The organism is Acinetobacter sp. GD03645 (assembly GCF_029845285.1).
GTDB lineage: Bacteria > Pseudomonadota > Gammaproteobacteria > Pseudomonadales > Moraxellaceae > Acinetobacter > Acinetobacter corruptisaponis.
Window position 1 is genome coordinate 23,541 of sequence record NZ_JAOCLL010000024.1, and the last position, 18,798, is coordinate 42,338.

17 protein-coding genes are annotated in these 18,798 nt (G+C 39.6%); 5 read left to right on the forward strand and 12 right to left on the reverse strand.

Translation table 11 applies throughout. The annotated features are described in order from the left end of the window. Position 1 precedes the first annotated feature (1 nt). Entirely contained in the window at positions 2 to 1,348 is a 1,347-nt protein-coding gene (locus N5J47_RS16130; protein ID WP_279960899.1) for a hypothetical protein, read from the forward strand. 1,062 nt (positions 1,349 to 2,410) lie between these two features. Here N5J47_RS16130 and N5J47_RS16135 read toward each other — a convergent pair. The 11 genes from N5J47_RS16135 to gshA all read right to left on the reverse strand — a co-directional run bounded on the left by N5J47_RS16135 (position 2,411) and on the right by gshA (position 14,056). Then, a complete protein-coding gene (locus N5J47_RS16135) occupies positions 2,411 to 2,725 on the reverse strand; it encodes a DUF5991 domain-containing protein (RefSeq protein WP_279960898.1) in 315 nt (104 codons plus the stop codon). A gap of 44 nt (positions 2,726 to 2,769) precedes the next feature. Beyond that, positions 2,770 to 3,021, reverse strand: a complete 252-nt coding sequence (locus N5J47_RS16140; protein ID WP_279960897.1) for a hypothetical protein — start codon at positions 3,019 to 3,021, stop codon at positions 2,770 to 2,772. Positions 3,022 to 3,713: 692 nt separating this feature from the next. Then, positions 3,714 to 3,860 carry a hypothetical protein gene (locus N5J47_RS16145; RefSeq protein ID WP_279960896.1) on the reverse strand — a complete coding sequence of 49 codons (147 nt, stop codon included), beginning with the start codon at positions 3,858 to 3,860 and terminating at the stop codon, positions 3,714 to 3,716. Positions 3,861 to 4,280: 420 nt separating this feature from the next. Further along, positions 4,281 to 4,541 carry a hypothetical protein gene (locus N5J47_RS16150; RefSeq protein ID WP_279960894.1) on the reverse strand — a complete coding sequence of 87 codons (261 nt, stop codon included), beginning with the start codon at positions 4,539 to 4,541 and terminating at the stop codon, positions 4,281 to 4,283. After that, positions 4,534 to 4,872: a hypothetical protein gene (locus tag N5J47_RS16155; protein ID WP_279960893.1), complete on the reverse strand. Its 339-nt coding sequence runs from the start codon at positions 4,870 to 4,872 to the stop codon at positions 4,534 to 4,536. Before N5J47_RS16155 ends, N5J47_RS16150 begins: the two co-directional genes overlap by 8 nt. Positions 4,873 to 4,903: 31 nt before the next feature. Continuing rightward, positions 4,904 to 5,428: a hypothetical protein gene (locus N5J47_RS16160; protein ID WP_279960892.1), complete on the reverse strand. Its 525-nt coding sequence runs from the start codon at positions 5,426 to 5,428 to the stop codon at positions 4,904 to 4,906. Then, positions 5,428 to 7,842 (reverse strand): hypothetical protein, encoded by a 2,415-nt coding sequence (locus N5J47_RS16165; RefSeq protein WP_279960890.1) that lies wholly within the window; start codon positions 7,840 to 7,842, stop codon positions 5,428 to 5,430. Before N5J47_RS16165 ends, N5J47_RS16160 begins: the two co-directional genes overlap by 1 nt. A gap of 2 nt (positions 7,843 to 7,844) precedes the next feature. Continuing rightward, positions 7,845 to 8,375, reverse strand: a complete 531-nt coding sequence (locus N5J47_RS16170) for a hypothetical protein (protein ID WP_279960889.1) — start codon at positions 8,373 to 8,375, stop codon at positions 7,845 to 7,847. A 7-nt stretch (positions 8,376 to 8,382) separates the two neighbouring features. Beyond that, complete coding sequence (locus N5J47_RS16175) at positions 8,383 to 11,781, reverse strand: type VI secretion system Vgr family protein (protein WP_279960888.1); 3,399 nt, start codon at positions 11,779 to 11,781, stop codon at positions 8,383 to 8,385. Between the two features lie 172 nt (positions 11,782 to 11,953). Beyond that, a complete protein-coding gene (locus N5J47_RS16180) occupies positions 11,954 to 12,460 on the reverse strand; it encodes a disulfide bond formation protein B (protein WP_279960887.1) in 507 nt (168 codons plus the stop codon). 18 nt (positions 12,461 to 12,478) lie between these two features. Then, a complete protein-coding gene (gene gshA, locus N5J47_RS16185; RefSeq protein ID WP_279960886.1) occupies positions 12,479 to 14,056 on the reverse strand; it encodes a glutamate--cysteine ligase in 1,578 nt (525 codons plus the stop codon). Positions 14,057 to 14,290: 234 nt separating this feature from the next. On the opposite strand from gshA, the gene N5J47_RS16190 reads away from it, so the two are divergent. From N5J47_RS16190 to N5J47_RS16200, 3 genes are read left to right on the forward strand one after another with little or no spacing between them, the layout of a single operon-like run. Continuing rightward, on the forward strand, positions 14,291 to 14,830 hold the full coding sequence (locus tag N5J47_RS16190) for a DUF924 family protein (RefSeq protein ID WP_267981313.1): 540 nt from the start codon (positions 14,291 to 14,293) through the stop codon (positions 14,828 to 14,830). 37 nt (positions 14,831 to 14,867) lie between these two features. Next, entirely contained in the window at positions 14,868 to 15,425 is a 558-nt protein-coding gene (locus N5J47_RS16195; RefSeq protein WP_279960885.1) for a hypothetical protein, read from the forward strand. Positions 15,426 to 15,441: 16 nt separating this feature from the next. Further along, positions 15,442 to 16,749: a DUF445 domain-containing protein gene (locus tag N5J47_RS16200; protein WP_267981315.1), complete on the forward strand. Its 1,308-nt coding sequence runs from the start codon at positions 15,442 to 15,444 to the stop codon at positions 16,747 to 16,749. A 38-nt stretch (positions 16,750 to 16,787) separates the two neighbouring features. On the opposite strand, the gene N5J47_RS16205 is transcribed toward N5J47_RS16200, so the two are convergent. Further along, complete coding sequence (locus N5J47_RS16205; RefSeq protein ID WP_279960883.1) at positions 16,788 to 17,237, reverse strand: hypothetical protein; 450 nt, start codon at positions 17,235 to 17,237, stop codon at positions 16,788 to 16,790. A gap of 319 nt (positions 17,238 to 17,556) precedes the next feature. On the opposite strand from N5J47_RS16205, the gene N5J47_RS16210 reads away from it, so the two are divergent. Continuing rightward, positions 17,557 to 18,711: a pyridoxal phosphate-dependent aminotransferase gene (locus N5J47_RS16210; RefSeq protein ID WP_279960882.1), complete on the forward strand. Its 1,155-nt coding sequence runs from the start codon at positions 17,557 to 17,559 to the stop codon at positions 18,709 to 18,711. Positions 18,712 to 18,798: the final 87 nt, after the last annotated feature.

Sequence of the window (18,798 nt, forward strand, 5' to 3'; positions counted from 1 at the left end):
TATGCCAAGTTTAACACCTCTGCATGAAACCTACTGTAAGTGGGACCGTACACCCCCAAGTCAGGCAGATGTTTTGGAAGGTTTGGCACAACTTGTGAGCACCAGCTTGAGTGGAGTTCATGAATTGGTGCAGTTGGTACAAACTGAAGTGTTACGGACTACGCTCGGTTTAAGTGCACAAAAAGCCAGAAATTTACAAAAACTTCCACAATTACAAAAGTTTTATCATTTTTCCTATGATGCCATCCAGAAATATGGTCGCTGTTTTCTTGCACCAAGTCTGCGCCGCATCATTGAGCGATTCCCAGTCCTACATGACAAACCACTGACCCCGACCCTACATTTCGTGGTGGGGGCGCTGAATGGGATCTTTGGGGACTTTTTCCTTAAGCAGCATAATCCAATGGCTTTGCCGATGGTGCTGTATGACCATTATGGATCACTACAGCAAGGTGAGTTGACTGGGCGTGTGGTGATTTTGGCCCACGGTCTGTGCATGAACCATTTAACCTGGTCAAACCAGCGTTATGGCGGCATTGGTGAACGGTTACTGGCACAGCGTGACAACAACACCATGCTGTACCTGAACTACAATACAGGACGACGCATTTCCGCCAATGGCCGTAGCTTTGCCAATACGCTTGAAGATCTGGTGCAACGCAATCCGCGCATCACCAGTATCGACCTGATTGGTCACAGTATGGGTGGACTGGTTTCACGCAGTGCGCTGTTCTATGGCAAACAGAACCTGTATCAATGGGTTCATATGGTTGAGAATCTGGTTTGCATTGGTTCACCTCACCATGGTGCAGCGCTTGAGCGTTTCGGTTTTGTATTGCAGGATAAACTTGGCGCTTTTCCTTTCATTAACCTGATTGGCCAGTTGGTCAATATCCGTAGTAACGGTATTCTGGATCTACGCTATGGCAGTGTCCGTGATGACGACTGGGAACATAATGACGCACGTATCGGCTTTGCAGATGACAACCGCAAACCTGCGCCATTACCTTCTCACATCAACACATTCCTGATCGCGGGAACACTGGAGTTTGAGAAGTTGCGCAACAAGGCACTCAAAGTGATTGGAGATTCACTGGTCAGTGTCAAGAGTGCTTTGGGAGAGCATCCAAACCCTCGTTTCCAGCTTAAATTACCCGAAACTCATAAAGCTGTGTTTTATGGACTAAATCACTTTGAAATTCAGTATCATTCCAGTGTTGCGGAACAGATTACACGCTGGCTATACCCTGAAGTGGGTGAAGTGATTGAAGAAGGCGTTCAAACTCATATGGTGAATGTGCCACACAATTATACTTTTGAAGACCTTGATGGAATTGTTGAAACCTAAAGTAAAAAGCTCGGCTATGGCCGAGCTTTTTAAACATTAGAGATATTTGAGGCCCAAGTTTCTTTTACTTTACTGTATTTTGATTATCAAACAAAATCTATCATATTTCAGGTATAGTAAAGTCTACCAAAGGTCACTATATCAACTAGAAACTATCTTTTCTTTCTTTTTAAAAAGCTAATTTTGTGAATAGCAACATTATGGTGGTGCATTATAATTGCGTATTTCCAGTAATTACAATCTTTGAAGTGAGAATAAAAAATTCATTGGTCTAGATTTTCCCATAAGATCCCATCTTTATTTGCACCAAAGGCATTTTTAGAAGTATCAAATTTATAAGAGGTAAGCTTAAAGCTCTTTACAGTTTCACATTCTGACCCATCAATAACTTCATCAAAACTATACCATCCTGTAGTATTTGGTTTAAAAAAGAGACTTAGGTTGCTTAAACACTTTCTTCTTTCATTATAACTGTATCATCTGTATTCTTTTTTGTTTTATTTACTGCTGAAAATTCACTTGTAACAGTAAATTGTTGTGCATGTACTTCTCTATGCATTACACTTAGTTCATGATTGAACTATCCTTATTTTATCACTATATGCAATTAAAGCGCTTATAAAATTTTTCATAACAGTGTATGCTATTTATAGACACTGAATAGTATTATATTTTTTCATTAAATTCATTACTAGAATTAACCAAGATCATCATTAGACTAAGAAATTTTCCTAAAAAATACTTTTTCTTTATCAATACATACTCCATAAAACATTCCTGAGTAATTATTATTTTGATCTAAGTCTCTCATATAAGCCTTACAATCAACTAACAATATCCCATCCTCCTGTTTTAGAAAAGTTATTTTTGATATTGTTTAAACAAATATCCATTATATAATCATTAATAAAATACATATCTTTCTTATAGTTTTTCGATTTTACATAGTCAGAGCTATCCCCACTTCCAATAGAGTTATAGCTACCTAGAGACTAATATATAGGATTAGTCTAAAGAACTAACTTATTTTTATTATTAACAATTATATTCATCCTAGCCCAACTATAACTTATTTTTATATAAAATATTTTTATTTAAATCTAAGACATCATCAGAATAAATATAGTATTTATTTTTTCTAAACTCAATCTTTCCCAATAATTTTCCACTTTTAACATCCTTAATATACAGCCATTTTTTTGACTCTATAGCCTTACAATTATAATTATTATCAACTTGAAAACCTGCTATTGAGAACTGACATTTTTTTGATGTTAATAATAAATTAATTTCTTTTGTCGCAATATTCCCAGTACCTAGCTCTTCCGAAGTATAATAACTGTAATTCCCATACCAAGAAGAATTTTTTGCTTGCACGAAAAATGGCACTAACAAAATTAACAAAAAAAATTATTTTCATATCATTTACTCAAAATATCTAATAAATTTGAATCATTATATTTTATATTTTTAACAAATTTACATTCACCTTTATTTTCTATAGAAAAATCAATAAATTCTCCATGTGTTGGTGTTTCAAATTTTACTGTAACAATATTATTTGTTGCTTGTAATATTTTAAACTTACCGATATCGTCTTGAGAATTATTTAATATATTAAATTCTATTTTACACACTCCACCATTTATTTTTCGACATTTATAATCACTCATCAGTAAGTTAGCAATCTGATTAGAGAAAAATCTTGCTATTGTTTTCTTATCAAAACTTTCAACAACATTACTTCCACCTACGGTGAAATAATTATATAGACTTGTTAATAAAATTTTTGAATCAGTAAAACACTTCTCATCACTCTTTGCACTTAATACACCCAGATAAAATCCCTAAGGATAAAAACACAAATAACTTAAATTTCATTGCCATCTCCAAATTAATATTACTGAACTCTAAAATATCTATAATTTACTTTATCTCTATAGACAACTTGGCTTTTTTGCTTAAAATTTGAAATCCATTGTGTTCCATCATATCCTGCAATATGACCATATTTATGGACTACTGTCTTAGTAATTATATAGATATCTCCTTTTTGAGGTTTATTAAATTTAGCAGGTATTTCTTTATACTCAATTTTTAAAGACGTTTTTAATCAACCCTCTAAATTCTGTCTAATTTTTCTTGACCATTACAGTTTTTATAAGTTCTCTATCCTTTTAAAAAAAACCTTACTCTTATCAGAACATACATTATAAAAAATACCACTGAGTTTATCTTCCACAGTTTTATTCTGCATATAACTTTTACAATCTAGTAGAAGAGTATTATCTTTGTTTTTTACAAACTTAACTATTTGTTTTTGATAGTATGGATTTTTATCATAGTTATCATCTAAAAAATAAATTCATTTTCTATAATTTTTTGATTGCACTTGGTTTGAATTGTCACCCATTAAAAAATCAATTCCTCCTATAGTTAAAAATATCTTATTTAATTCTAAAATTAAACCTTTTCCACCATCAAAAACAACTTTAGAGTTTGCCCACCCCATTAAAACATCCTCACTATAAATATTTTTATAGTAAAGAGTATATTCCCCATTTTTTCCTTAAATAAAACTCATCATTAGGCGGTTCAAAATTCTCCAATAAATATTTCCCTTTATCACTTCGCTCCTTATTAATAATACATTGATTATTTATATCACATATTTTAAAGGCATAAAAAGTATCATTATTCGAGGTATTCGAGGTATTCGAGGTATTCGAGGTATTCGAGGTATTCGAGGTATTCGAGGTATTCGAGGTATTCGAGGTATTCGAGCATCCAATAATTAAAATAATTATTGTTAGTAATATCATCTCTTTCATTGAACTATCTCTATATGCATTGCGCCCTCACCAGGAGTATCTCCAGAAATAAAACCAGATATAATTCCCTTATCTTTAGCTTCATTACAAGCTTTTTTAAACTATCCCCCTAAAATGCTTAACTTTGTATTACTACCAAAACCATTACTATTTAACCCTATATCAACTACATTTCTTTTGTTATAACTCGCTTTTGATACACAATGTCTAGAAACCACTTGGGTTTTATCTTGTAATTCAATTATTTTTTCAACCATCTTTTTAATCGTCTGTTCTTTGGACATTTTCTGTGCTTTATAAGTATCTCTAACTGCTTTAACTGCCTCACCTGGAGGCATATATTTAATATTCTGATTATACATTGCATTTACTTGTGCTTCTGGAGTACGAATTGTACTCGTGATATATTTTATTCATGCCAGCCTCTTTTGCTAAATAAGCTAAAACTTTCTTGGTCTTTTCAGAAACAATTGTACGTCTCCATTCTTCATTTACACCACCAAATAACACCTGTCCCCTTTCAACACTTGCAACTTCTATTTTCTTGATTTTTAATTCAATTGTTTTCATGTTTTTTTCAATTTTTCCATCAAAAATAACCCTTTCTTTATTGGATTCAAAGACAATAATTTTAATGGCTTCATTTATAATACCCTTATGAACTTTTTTCCCTAAACCATGTGTTCCACTCAAATGTGTTCGTTTATTACTTTTATATTTCCTATTAAGCACAACCCTCCATTAAAGTTAAATTATTATCTCCAACTTTAATACCTACAATATACCCATTTTCAATATCATAACGTGTTCCTAGTTTTTTAGTGTTATTACTCCAATCGATAAGGGAATAATCTTTTTTAGAATCACCATAAGGATTTCTTCTCTTATCCAGATCTTTTTTATTATATTTTTCATATATTTTTCTTTCTAAATCTCCTATCTTAATGCCATTATAAGATGCTCTCATACTATCCATAGATGAAATGATTGCAATTTTATTATTTATTATTTGAAACTCAACATCATCATTTTTAGTATCTTTTGCAATAAAACAATCACCTATACGACTGTCTTCAACTTCTTTTAAATTCTGGGTTCCATCTCCAATTTTAAAATTTTCAAAACCATTTTGAGTAAAACCTCTTATAAACTTTTCATCTTTTTCAACGATATTGCATGCAGATAACAATAAACAATAGCATACCAAATTTAAAAATTTTAGCTTCTTAGAATCCCCTAAAAAAACCATTATATATCCTCTACATTAGGGTTAAAATCGTGCAAATGCACATGGTTATGATGACCACTCCAGCTCTTAGAATGTGGTAACAACATATTTTCTTTAATCTTAACAGGATTGGAACCAAATAATTTATATCCAAATTTATATAATGCATTTACAAAACTTACATTCTTATCCCAATCAAAATGCTTATGACTAGTGTATGTTAACTCACTCATATGCCTGTTATTAATTGCAATATATCTAAAGTCACCATTTTCTCCATTTAAATGTGAAACACTATCTCCAGGTGATCCATCTCGGCAACTGAATCCTGAACCTGTATACTCAGCATATCCTAGGCTACACATAGCACCTAATACAGCTGATAAAGCTGTACCAGAAAGATAATATCTTCCATCATCGCTATCAATTCGCCATAAATAACCAATATTTCCCATTTTATATTGCTTATGTTTTCTTTGATCAATCAAGTATACTGAGCCTGTGCCTTTTTTTCCTTTACTGACCCATCTATTTGCTATATTAAAATTTGATTTTCCTAAATTATGAGTTTTACCATTCTGATCATAATAAATAAACTCAGCAAAACCTGTTGCTGCTTTATTCTCTCTTTTGATTTTTCCATCATGATAAATATGATACCGGGTCGTATCACTTGTTGGAGGTGATTGATCACTTATTATTGTTAATGGCTTTCCACTATTTTCAGTATAAGTATTGTTCTGCTTCGTTTGATTCGTTTTATCCACATCAGTTTTTGCTTTTTCAGCTTCTTCTTTTGCTTTCTTTTCTTGAGCGTCTTTCTGTTGTTGCTTTTTTAGACTTTCGGCCTCTTTACGTTTTGCATCTGCGACTTCGTATAATTTTGATGCTCGAACAGCGCTACCATTTACTGTAAAGGGCTTAGTTGGGCTTGATTTTTCAACACGACTTAAAACTAAACTTTTTCCTTTTATACCAAATCCAAAAACAAAGCCTGTTAACATGCGAATCTTGATTACACCAGAAGCATTGGTCCTTTTTGGTATTTCTCTTCCCCTATAAAAAAGACTAAATATGGTATTAGGAACTTTTTTACCATCTTGCGTAACAGATATGTTAAAGCTATGTACAGGTAAACGAACTTTTACCATTTGATTTTTTAGTGCAGAAGTTACTTGAAAGTGGTGTATCACCTGTTTATTGCCATCTCCTTCAACTGAGACTTCTATATCCTGCCCCTCTTCTGCAATAATTCCTTTTTTTATACCAGTATTATCTGCTGTATGTTTTTTGATGTTTCCCTTATAAGTAAGGAAAAAATTCATATTTGAAATAGCTTTGCCCGTATCTCCTTCTACTATTTGAATATTAAAGTTAACGTCTTTAGATACTGACATTGATTCAGCTTCTTGAGGTATAGCAGATTCTACCTGCTCATTTCTTACTTCTTGTGGTGTTTTATTAACTTGAGGTTTCGGTTGAGGGGTACTTTCCTTTTCCAAAGTTGCTGAATAACTTGAAATTTTAAAATCACTTAACGTTGCTTTCTGTTTCTCATTAGCCTTTTGTACAATTGTATTAGATTCCTTTCCATCAGCAACAATTTTTATTTCAGTATTTGGATTTCTAACAATGACTGGTAAATTGCCCTTATCATCACTCTTAACGTTAACTCTTGTTTCCCCAGAAATGTACTTACCATTATTTTGAGAAACGATAGTTACCTCTTTATTTTTTAACTCTAACCCTGAACTATCTTTTAAAGTAATATAGATTTTTCTTTTACAGCAACTCTCTAAATCGAAACCACCAAACATTGATAAATATAAAGAAATATGTGTGCCATTCCCATCAGATACAGGATATTTTTGCTTGAATATCGGAGAACCAAGAAAGGTTGCCAACCCTCCTTCGCCCATTAAATGAGCACTAGCAATTGCTCCAGATTCAGTTACTTCCACTCCATTGATAATTTGCCCATAGTATTGATTAAAGTCTAGTTTCCGCATACGCTCACATAGGTAGTTAATCCAATCACTTACCGCCATTAATTGTAATTCTGGTTTTGCAATAAAGTCATGAAGAGAAGTTATTCCATTCTTTCCTGTCCATTTCCCTCTCCAATCATTTTTATTAAATGTATTTTGAATAATTTTGATCTGATCTTTTTCTTTTTTAGAGTCTAATTTCCTAAAATCAATACCAGTATCTCCCAAATAATATCCCGTTTCAAACAATGCAGATTCTCCCATTTGAAAAAAACCACGATGCCCACCGCTACTTTTGGCACTAGCTGCTTTTAAATTATCAGAATGATTAATACTGAGTTTTAATTTAGCACTAGACTCTTTATAACTCACAGCTTCTATAAACCCATTCCTATTTAGACAGAAATCTTGTACTGTACCATCCTGGAATTTTATTGTCTTTTCCATTACTAATACCAATCCGAAATACTATACTTAGAGATATCTTTTATATTTGTATCTTTTAAAATATAACTATTTAATATAGAAACCATACTAGTACCCTTACCAACCTTAGTGCATGTCAAATTAACATCAACAATATCTTGTTCAGTATATCCATTTTTAAATTTTGATAGATCTAATTTTCTTAAATATGCAAAACTATCTTTATTATTATATAGTATAATTAAGTTTGTTTTATTATTTTTTAAAAAAGCCTTATAAACAAAATATATATCACTATTATACTTAACCTTTTTACATGCCCCTGTAGACATCCAATTATTATCTTGTCGATTAAGACCTAATTTTTTAATTACCAGCCTATTATTATCACTAAATTTATCCTCCCAAATATCTGGACATTGAACATCTTGTAATACAGTCACCTGTACTGCTGGTTCACTCCAATATTTCATACATTCTTTGGCACTTTCTGCATGTAAATTTATACTATTTAGCAAAATACATGCGCCAACCATTAGCTTTATAGTCTTCATGATTAAACTAATCCTTAAGTCCAAAACTTTCAAAATCTGCTTTTAAATCAGTATCCTCGACATATTCATTACTATCATGGTCATGATTATAGTCATCACCACCGCAACACGCCTCATCTGAACCATGTCCTTGACTTTCAGTGATTGATTCTTCCACAAGTTGTAACTTATCTGAAATGTCATCATTTTTACCTAGTAAAAGAATTTCAACATTATCTGGATTATCACTAAATACCCTTCCTGTTCTTGCAGACTGGTCAAGAAAGCCAATATATTCTGTTTTCTTTGCATGATTAATAACTTTATATTTAAACCCATCTTTTAGAAGATCAGGATTAATTAATCCACTAAAATCAAACCTACGACTAAATATTCCACTCTCAGGCATCTTTGGTAACTCCGCATTTACTGTTGCCCCCGCAGTAAACAAATGCTGTCCTGCCTTACATTCAAACTTACCACCTGTTGTTGAAAATACACCCTCTGCATTAATCTTGAGCTGAGAGCCCCCTGCAGTTAACACAATCTCTTTTGGACTGGTGATTTCAATCTTTTCTTCAGTAGATATGAGTTTAATCACTTTTCTGGCAATTGCTTCAATGGCATCATCCTGCGCCTGAAGCTCCAGCTTCCCTTTTGCCGCATAAGCCCTGAAACCCTTTTGGGCGGCGAACAGACTAATCTTGTCCTGGGCATGGCCTATGATATTCTTTTGCGCACTCAGGTTAATCGAACCACTGGCACTTTCCGCGATGTCCTGTGAGGCCTGCAAGATGATGTTTTCAGGGGTAGTTAGGGCAATGCCATTTGGGGATGCCAGTAGCATCAAGGCCTGTCTAAAGATTTTACCCTGTTCTTGCTGCTTGGTATCTGAGCTGCTTTCCAGACCTTGTGTATATCCCTCCATAAATCCCTGTAGGGAACTCAACGCTTTTGAGGGGGTAACCTCTAATTTATTTCCCTTGTTAAATGTTCCACACGAACTCATCAAGTCAAAGTCTTTAATTTCCACATTGGCCAGAACGTTTCCAACTTCCTTAATGCTTTCAAACGGATTTTGGAAAATTCGATCCTTGATACTTGCAAGCTTGCCCTTGACAGTATCTGTGCCGTGTTCTTCAACGTTTTCGATAAACTCTTTCAGGTTCTCAACCGCATCTTTGGCATTATTAAAAAAGGCATTGAACTCGTCCGCGATTCCTTTCGTATCTCCACCCAGTGCACCAATATCCTCAATAAAACCTCCACAATCCTTTAATGCATGGATTGGATCTTTATTCACGCTTTCTTTAAACAGATTCAGCGTGCTGTCCAATGCCTGTCCTGTGGTTTTTAATTCAAGTGACTGGATAAACTTCGGCAAGCGGTTAATCACATTTAATGCATCAGTCTGCTGTTTTGCAGCGATCTCACTCAGCATTTTCATGCTTTCGTAACCCTGTGACAGTAGAGACTGCGCCTGAGCTGCCTCCAGATGGTCAGCAATGGCCTGTTCCTGCGCATAGGTACTAATCAGCATTCCCTTACCAGCCCGCACCGCCCCCCAAGCATCGGTTCTAAGCTCAAAGCCCTCACCACGACCATTACTGGTTGCCTGTTCCTTGGGATGGCTAAGGTTGCCCATGTTCAGCTGTGTTGCCGCATGGCTGCTTTGCAGTTGGGTACTGATCTGGCCTGTGGTATCGTCAAATCGTAGTTGGTTAAAACCACTGCCATTGACCTCCTGACTGCGGATGCCACTGAGTTTTTTGGTGTCTGGCAGTTGTCCTTTCACATCAAATTTAGTCGGAGAGCGTTGTGCCTCATGGATTCGACCTGTAACAAAAGGACGGTCAATGTTGCCATCAAAAAAGTCGATGACCACAACCTCACCAATACGCGGTAGGAAGCGTGCGCCATAGCCCTCACCCGCCCAAGGAGTCAGCACATCGATCCATGCTGAATCTGTGTCGTTGTCATTGCTGCCAGCCCCGCCATCATGCCCATGATCATCAGCTTGGGTGAATAAGAAACGGACCTTGATTCTCCCCCATTTATCCACATGGATGGTTTCGCCCTCTGGGCCCACCACCTTGGCACGCTGGGGATAGGCAACTGGACGATGCTGTTGTGGATCATATTCAGGCACTGTCTTGATGTGGCGGCGAATCAGGGTCAGTTCATTACCCTGTCGCTCAGCATTATTATCGCCATGTTTATCCCAACGACTTTGAGTCAAAAGCTGACCAACCTGTTGCTGGAGATCTTTGGGTAAATTATTCTGGTTATAGAAATGCTTACCTGTAATCAGAAATTCCTGATCAGCCCCCTCATGCTGGCTGATTTCAGGGTGGTCCTGCAAGCTAAACCAGTACCCAACCTGTGTGTCACGCACACTGCTATAGGCCTTAAAGTATTTAGCCTGACTGGCATGGTGATCATTGAATTGCTGGTTCAGTTTTTCCAGTTGGTGATGGCCTGAAGCCGTTGCGTTATCTTCTCCATTCAGGTCCTGCATCCATGCGGGACTGATATGCCAAGCCTGCTCAAGACTCAGGCTGGCTGAATCAAACTGCTCTGAATGGATATGGGTGGTGGCAACTGCCCCTGCACCTTCTTCCTGCGCAAGCCCATCTGGTTGCCAACGCTGCACATGCACCGCGGTGGGTTGCAAATGACGCACGGCAATAAAGCCTGTAATGCTGTCCTGTTGCTCTGTCGCACTACTCCGATGGTAGCGAATAGAGCGGCGCGGCAAAGCCTGATATTGACTGTTGTCATCAATCAGTCGAAGTTTCTGTGGCTGTACAGGTAGGCTAAAATGGGGAACAAACAGTTGGGCTTCATCGACCAGCCAGTTGATGCTTTCACTACGCCATAAACGGGTCAGGAAATCATAGTCCGATTCATTATGTTGCATGATAAACGGACGAATGTCATAGTCCTGGCTTAACCCGTTCAGATCCAGACCCAGGCTTGCAGCAAAAAGTGGACTTTTTTCCTGCCATTCCTTAAATATAACCTCAGTGACCTCAATGACACTCTTGTTCATGAAAACACGGCTATTACGGCGTTTATGCCATAAGCTTGTCGCATCTTTCATGATCAGTTTATATAAGGTCAGCGCCCCATCACTTTGACCATAGCTGGCCTCAGTAATCATGCCCGTGGTGCGGAACAATTGACCTGAGTCAGTCACCTGATCGACTGCAACTTGAACCCCAATGAATTGTTTAAGCGCAATATGGGCGTTGGTGGATAAACAGATCAACTCAACATCCAGTCCTGTATTCAACTGGTGTTGGCCCTCAATGCGTTGTAAGAAAACCTGACTATTTAGAATTTGATTAGAAAATTGTACGTGTACAGCACGTTTTTGTGCGCTTAGCCCCATTTTTTCTAATACATTAAAAATATTAAAAAGCATTTTTATAATCATGGTACAAAGAATCGGCTGCACTTTATAAAAAAACAGACACTCCTGTCTATAAAACCCTGACCATTTTTAGCAAAAAATTACATTTTTGTTTATTTACTGACAAAATAAGGCCCTAAACATCAGTAGTGTTTAGGGCCTTATTTAAGGTGAAGATTCTGTTTTATTTTTGGACAACAGGATACTTTCTAAACAACTGCAATAAGCAGATCAGTAGAATCAGGCTGAAATAGAACAGCGACCATACAGGCAGGGACTGACCTAGAAAAGTCCAGTCAATTGCAGCACATTCACCCGATCCTGAAAGGACTTCCTTAAACACCGCTTTCATTGGCAGGGCATCCACCAGATAGTCCAGACCTGGGCCACAGCTCGGCACCTTGTCGGGTGGCAAGTGCTGTAGCCATACATGACGGGCTGCCACGCCAACCGACCAGCCAATCGACAAGGTTGCCAGCAACGCATAAAAACGTTTAAAGGCGTTTGAAATTGGGTTATGGATAAATGCAATCAGTGCAATCAAACCCATCCCAATCAGGCCAATACGCTGGAAAATACACAGTGGACACGGTTCCAGCCCCTGCACATGCTCTAGGTACAACGCAAATGAGATACCAATAATGCTAGCCAACACCAGCACAGCACTGACTAAACGGTAATTCCATCGCATGGGAAATCCTCTAAAATATTAGCGATATTGTGCAAGATATTGTCCGAAACTCATGTGGTGATCTTGTTCAAGTTGCGACTGTTTTTGCAATGAAGTTTGCGCCAACTGTTCAAAATACTGTTGTCTTTCCACACTTAATGGGTGTTGATCATAACTGTTGACATGCTGCTGCGCCATCATGCTACCAAAGTTCCACGTACCACCATGTTGTAGCGTATCCTCGATCACGTGCGCGGACAGTGTCTGTTCAACATGGTTTAAACGTTGCTGCATCACCTGAACAGCATCCTGATAAAGCTGTGTACCATCTGTTTGGTCAAGTATGACCGCACAGGCCTGAATCGCATTTAAATGACGCTGTGCCCAATCCTGAAATGGTACTGTGGTCTGTCCCGCTACAATTTTGGCATCGGCGGCACGTCCACGATTGACCACTTCAATCTGGTTTTGATCAATCTGTTCCTGTTCATCGGCAAATAAATCAGGACTTTCATTCAATAAACAGTAGAGCGCCAGACTTTCCAGAAAGCCTGCCGTGGTTTCATCAATACCAATTGGGCTATACGGGTTGACATCGACGGCACGAAGTTCAACATAGCCCACACCACGGTCTTTTAATGCCTGTGATGGGGTTTCACCCGCCTGAGGCACCTGTTTTGGACGGACCAGACTGTAGTATTCATTTTCAATTTGCAGCACATGGTCATTGATCTGAATCGGTTCACCATTCTCATCATCCAGACCTAAATTGGTAAATTCAGGATAAGGGGTATGCACCGCTTTTTGTAAGCCATCAAGATAATCGTGTAGATCGTTATAATGAATGCCCAATTCTTTTTGTGCTGAATTTTGGTATCCTAAGCGCCCCATGCGTAATGCGGTTGCCTCAGGTAAATATAAGGTGCCCTTGACCAGTGGCTGTAGATGATGCTCACGGCCTGTCAGGAAACAGCGGCAGACCGATGGGCTTGCTCCCAACAGATACATAACCAATGGAGTAAGTCGGATAAAGTTGCGAATCAGGCCAAAATAGCGGTGGCTACGGTAATCTTGCGGACTGAGTTGTTTTAATTCTGGATTGCTTTCATGTTGCTGCAAGCTGGCAAATAGCTGGTCTGGAAAAGACAGGTTGTAGTGCACCCCTGAAATGGTCTGCATACGGCGACCATAGCGCACACCCAAACCACGGCGGTACAGCGTTTTAAAACGACCGATATTCGATGTGCCATACTGCGCCAGCTTAATATTTTCCTCATTGTCATCCAGCATGCAAGGCATTGACAGTGGCCATAAGCGTTCACCATCTTCCAGTTGCTGATGCACAACACTGTGAATATCCCTGAGTTCATTTAACGCGGCGGCAATGCTGGTTTGCGGTGTGGTGATGAACTCCATCAACGCTTCGGAGTAATCTGTGGTGATATGTGGATGGGTCAGTGCCGAGCCCAAAGCTTTTGGATGGTTTTTTTGTGATAAAAATCCATTGCTTTGCATACGCAAACTTTCACGCTCTATACCACGCAGCATCCCCTTGAATAGCGAGGCATCTACCCACGTTGGTATCACAGAGGAGGAAAGTGTGCTGGGTTGATTCATATATATGCTCGCTTGTTCAAGATCAGCCGACCAACGTAATGGCAACGACTTTGTCGAGTGGATTGGGATTTGAATAATACCCATCCTTTCGACTCAGCCAATTATAACGACAATTATGGCCTAGTCACCTGATTGTATTGGTTTAGCCTGGCAATTTTTAACACAATCCGATTATATAAAACACGCTGAAATTGTGATTTTATTAAAAATAAATCTTCCGATGGATACCCACCCATGCAAGCGCAAGACATTCTTGATTTCTGGTTCGATCCTGACCACCGTTCACTCTGGTTCGCCAAAAGTGATGAATTTGATGCAAAAATTCGTGAGCGTTTTCAAGCAATTCATCATCAGGCCACACAGGCCGAACTGTGGTCATGGCGCAAGACCGCTGAGGGACGCTTGGCCGAAATTATTGTGCTGGATCAATTCTCCCGAAACCTGTATCGCGACCAGCCACACGCCTTTGCCCAGGACAGCATGGCACTGATGCTGGCACAGGAGGCGATCAGCCTGCAACTGGATGCCCAGCTCAGTCCTGAACAGCGTTCGTTCCTGTATATGCCGTTTATGCACAGTGAATCAAAGCTCATACATGAGTTTGCACTCAAGCTGTTTCAACGACTGGGCAATGAAATCAATCTCAGCTTTGAGAAAAAGCATAAGCTGATTATTGACCGTTTTGGGCGCTATCCACATCGCAATGCGATTTTAGGACGAAGCTCAACCGCAGAGGAACTTGAATTTTTAACCCAACCGAACAGTAGCTTTTAGGGCCATCTTCCCAGACCCTGAAAAACAGGAATTGCATATGAAAACTTTATTGATGTGCACACCGCTCCTTGTCGCACTGACATTTACAGGCTGTGCCACCGCCCCATCGCAACCCAGAACGTTTGACCAGCTCGGACAGTTCACCGCTTATCCATTAAATAACAAAACTTACCGTGTGGGTTTCCAGGCCGATCGTAATTTGAGTTATGGTACAGCCGAGGAGATCACTTTGTTAAAGGCGGCACAAACCACGGTCAAGCATGGTTTCCGATATTTCAGCGTTGTGGATGATCCAAGCAACGCCCGCCACAAGACCCAGCGTCAGGCGGTGATTTATCCAGCACCATCTTATTACCCTTATGGCTACTATCGTCGTTACCCAGCCTTTTGGCCCGATCCATTCTACGATATGCCTCAAGTGGTCAATATTGATCCAGTTCAAGTGTCGTATACTATTGAGTGTTTTAAGACACAGCAGCAATCGCCTGACGCATTTGATGCACAGCTCATTTTGCAGTCCCTTGGGCCAAAATATGGACTGAGCCCAGCGGGAGATGTGTTACAGCCGCCTGTGCCACCACAAGGCAAACAGTAAACTAAAGGATGACTAAATGAATTCAGCCGAAGAAATCCATGTACCAAGCCTGCAAAGAAGCAAATACTTCGCCACCATGGCCCTGATTATCGCCGTGATGTCGTGGATTGGCTTTATGGTTGCGGCACATTTCCTCCCTGAATATAAATGGCTCATCCATATTTTCATGCTTGGCGCAGAGGCGGGTGTGGTCGGTGGACTGGCAGACTGGTATGCGGTCACGGTGTTGTTCCGCAATCCTTTTGGGAAAATGCCGCTACCAAAACTGTTGCGCGACCATACTGAAATCATTCCGAGAAACAAGGCACGTATCGCCGAGTCTATGGGCCGCTTTGTACAGGAAAACTTTTTATCGCCACAGATTGTTGAGCGCAGCCTAAAAAATGCCGATATGAGTCTGGCGGTGGGTCAATGGCTGGCCAATCCGCACAACAACAGGCAAGTGGTACAGATGATCCAGCATACTGTACCGAAGATCTTTGAGTTTGTGAGTCAGGACCAGATTGCCTACTTTGTCCAGAACAACAGTGTGCAATGGGTACGCAGCACCAAAATCAACAAGCTTGCCAGTGAAATGTTACGTGCCGTTCTGGAAAATGACTTCCATCAGGATGTGCTACAGCGTGGCCTTGATCTGGCCCATGAATGGATTGTGTCGCATCCTGAAGAGGCACGCGACCTGTCACGCAAACTGTTTCAGGAACTGGGTGTCTGGAAACTTGCCAAAGGTGCAAGCTGGATCGGCATTGATGTACAGCAACGCACCATTGACTCACTGATTGAAAAGGTTGAGTCCATGCTGGCCAATCCTGAGCATCCGTGGCGGCAGGACATTGAAACCACCACGCATAACCTGATGTTACAGCTTGCAGATAGCAACAGTGAAGCCAGCAAACGCTTAAATCAGGGCAAGGATGATGTGCTGGATAGCCCACAGGTGCTGAACTTTATCAGTGGCGCTATTGCCATTCTCTGTGATGCGATCAAAACTGATTTAATGCAGGCAGATTCAGGCATTGCCAGCAATTTACAAGCGGCATTACAACAGTTGGGCGAAAGCCTGATTCAGAATGAAAAAGTGCGTCAGGTTCTGAATGAAAAAATGGTCGGTTTGGCAACCAACTTTAGCGAACAATATAGTGACAAGATCATTCGTTATATCAGCGAACGTATCCACGAGTGGGATTCACGGGAAATGATTGCCAAAATCGAAAGTGAGGTGGGTGGTGACTTACACATGATCCGCGTCAATGGCGTGATTGTCGGGGCATTTATTGGCTTGGCACTGGGTGTGATTCGTGCCATTGTTGAAAATGTTTTATAAATAGCAACATAACGATGGGGGGAATTTACTCCTCATCGTTATGCAGATTGCGCCAGTTGTTGCTTGCTTTGCTGGTAATATCGAACCAAGGCATCGGTGTCCTGCTTTAAAAACGCAGTAAGGTAGGCTTTAACCTGTACCAGTGAAAGCTGCTTAAACTGAACCGTCTCTTTCGCCTGAAGCGTAATTAATCCAAATATTTGTTTTTTAGGGACAACCACGGGAATATCGGTCTTGACGATAAAGTTAAGTTCCTGAGATGACCCGTAGGTATTCAATACGATTTCTATGGTCTGCTCTGTTTTTTCATCAGTAATGGTAAACGTTGGACTTGCACCATCCAGTTGCAACCAGCGGCTTAACTGCTGTTTCCAGCCCATTCTGTCAAATCTGGTTAATATCCCAATGGTATTCAAAGTCCCGAACTGCTCCACATCATTGAGATCAATATGATGCGGGTAGCGTATTTTTAAATCGAAACTGTCCATTGCCTGATGTCCCATTTCACTATAATTGGTATTTAATTGAACCCCTCGATAGAAATTATAGCGCTTTACAGCAGCAACTAAAATAGCGTATCATCATGAAAAACAACAAATTTTTTAGACAATTTTCAATAAAAAATGACCAATTCCGTCACTATTGTTTTTATTCAGACACAATTACCCTGTTTTTCCTGACATAAGACACATTTTTCAGTCGATTAACGGCAAAATTCAACATTTACCTTAATCACAATAACTTGGTCAGGCATCCACTTTCACTATACAATCACGGCAAAACAAAATGTCAATCAGGTTAAAAACAATGTTGCAGCTTCAGTCAAAACTCCCAAGCCAAGGTGTGACCATTTTTAGCGTGATGACTGAACTTGCACAACGACTCAATGCCCTGAACCTGTCACAGGGCTTTCCCGATTTCCCAGCACCGCCTGCCCTGATTGAAGCCCTCTGTCAGGCCACCCAGTCGGGATACAATCAATACCCTGCGGGTGATGGTGTACTGGCATTACGTGAGCAACTGGCGCAGCAATTTCTACAGCGTGACCAGCTACAGCTTGATCCCGTCACTGAGATCACCATTACCCCAGGCGCAACCATCGCAATTTTCTGTGCCATTCAGGCCTGTATTCATGCAGGTGATGAAGTGATTATTTTCGACCCAAGCTATGACAGTTATGCTCCCGCCGTACAGCTTGCAGGTGGAACATCTATTCATATCAATCTTGAGGCACCGACCTTTCAGGTGGACTGGCAACAGGTTAAAGACCGCATCAATGCCAAAACCCGCATGATCATTGTCAATACGCCGCATAACCCAACGGGTGCCATCTGGTCGGAACAGGACTGGCGACAACTGATTGAACTCATTCAGGATAAAAATATTGCGGTGCTGTCTGATGAAGTCTATGAACATCTGGTGTTTGATGGACAGAAACACTACAGCGCGCTACAGTTTCCAGAACTGCGTGAGCGTAGTTATGTAATTGGTTCTTTTGGTAAAAGCTATCATGTGACGGGCTGGAAAACGGGCTATTGCGTTGCCCCACCCAAGCTGATGCGCCTGTTCCGTCAGATTTACCAGTTTGCCAACTTCTGCGGCACCACACCTTGCCAGATTGCGCTCGCTGATTATATGCAACAGCATCCTGAGCATATTCAGGAGCTTCCTGACTTTTATCAGACGAAACGCGACCTGTTTAATGACCAGATTGCAAACTCACGTTTTAAGTTTATTCCATCGCAAGGCACTTATTTCCAAAGTCTGGATTACAGTGCAATCCGTCCTGATCTGAATGACATTGAAATGTGCCAGTTTTTAGCGGAACAGCATAAAATCGTCGCGATTCCGATCTCGGTATTTTATAAAAATGCACCCGATGATCTACGCCTGATTCGTTTCTGCTTTGCCAAAACCGACCAGACGCTGCAACGTGCAGGCGAAATTCTGGTGCAGTGCTGACCAACAAAAAATAAACCGAACAATCATGACTTCAACCTGACTGATAATGGTATGGTGAAAAAATAGATGTTTCAGGATGAAGCATGA

Bases quoted from the DNA above. Each gene is read 5' to 3' on its own strand.
- N5J47_RS16195 (WP_279960885.1), top strand. From the start codon at position 14,868: ATGAAAACTTTATTGATGTGCACACCGCTCCTTGTCGCACTGACATTT.
- N5J47_RS16175 (WP_279960888.1), bottom strand. From the start codon at position 11,781: ATGCTTTTTAATATTTTTAATGTATTAGAAAAAATGGGGCTAAGCGCA.
- N5J47_RS16140 (WP_279960897.1), bottom strand. From the start codon at position 3,021: ATGAGTGATTATAAATGTCGAAAAATAAATGGTGGAGTGTGTAAAATA.
- N5J47_RS16200 (WP_267981315.1), top strand. From the start codon at position 15,442: ATGAATTCAGCCGAAGAAATCCATGTACCAAGCCTGCAAAGAAGCAAA.
- N5J47_RS16160 (WP_279960892.1), bottom strand. From the start codon at position 5,428: ATGGTTTTTTTAGGGGATTCTAAGAAGCTAAAATTTTTAAATTTGGTA.
- N5J47_RS16190 (WP_267981313.1), top strand. From the start codon at position 14,291: ATGCAAGCGCAAGACATTCTTGATTTCTGGTTCGATCCTGACCACCGT.
- gshA (WP_279960886.1), bottom strand. From the start codon at position 14,056: ATGAATCAACCCAGCACACTTTCCTCCTCTGTGATACCAACGTGGGTA.
- N5J47_RS16210 (WP_279960882.1), top strand. From the start codon at position 17,557: ATGTTGCAGCTTCAGTCAAAACTCCCAAGCCAAGGTGTGACCATTTTT.
- N5J47_RS16150 (WP_279960894.1), bottom strand. From the start codon at position 4,541: ATGTATAATCAGAATATTAAATATATGCCTCCAGGTGAGGCAGTTAAA.
- N5J47_RS16145 (WP_279960896.1), bottom strand. From the start codon at position 3,860: ATGGGGTGGGCAAACTCTAAAGTTGTTTTTGATGGTGGAAAAGGTTTA.
- N5J47_RS16180 (WP_279960887.1), bottom strand. From the start codon at position 12,460: ATGCGATGGAATTACCGTTTAGTCAGTGCTGTGCTGGTGTTGGCTAGC.
- N5J47_RS16130 (WP_279960899.1), top strand. From the start codon at position 2: ATGCCAAGTTTAACACCTCTGCATGAAACCTACTGTAAGTGGGACCGT.
- N5J47_RS16170 (WP_279960889.1), bottom strand. From the start codon at position 8,375: ATGAAGACTATAAAGCTAATGGTTGGCGCATGTATTTTGCTAAATAGT.
- N5J47_RS16165 (WP_279960890.1), bottom strand. From the start codon at position 7,842: ATGGAAAAGACAATAAAATTCCAGGATGGTACAGTACAAGATTTCTGT.
- N5J47_RS16205 (WP_279960883.1), bottom strand. From the start codon at position 17,237: ATGGACAGTTTCGATTTAAAAATACGCTACCCGCATCATATTGATCTC.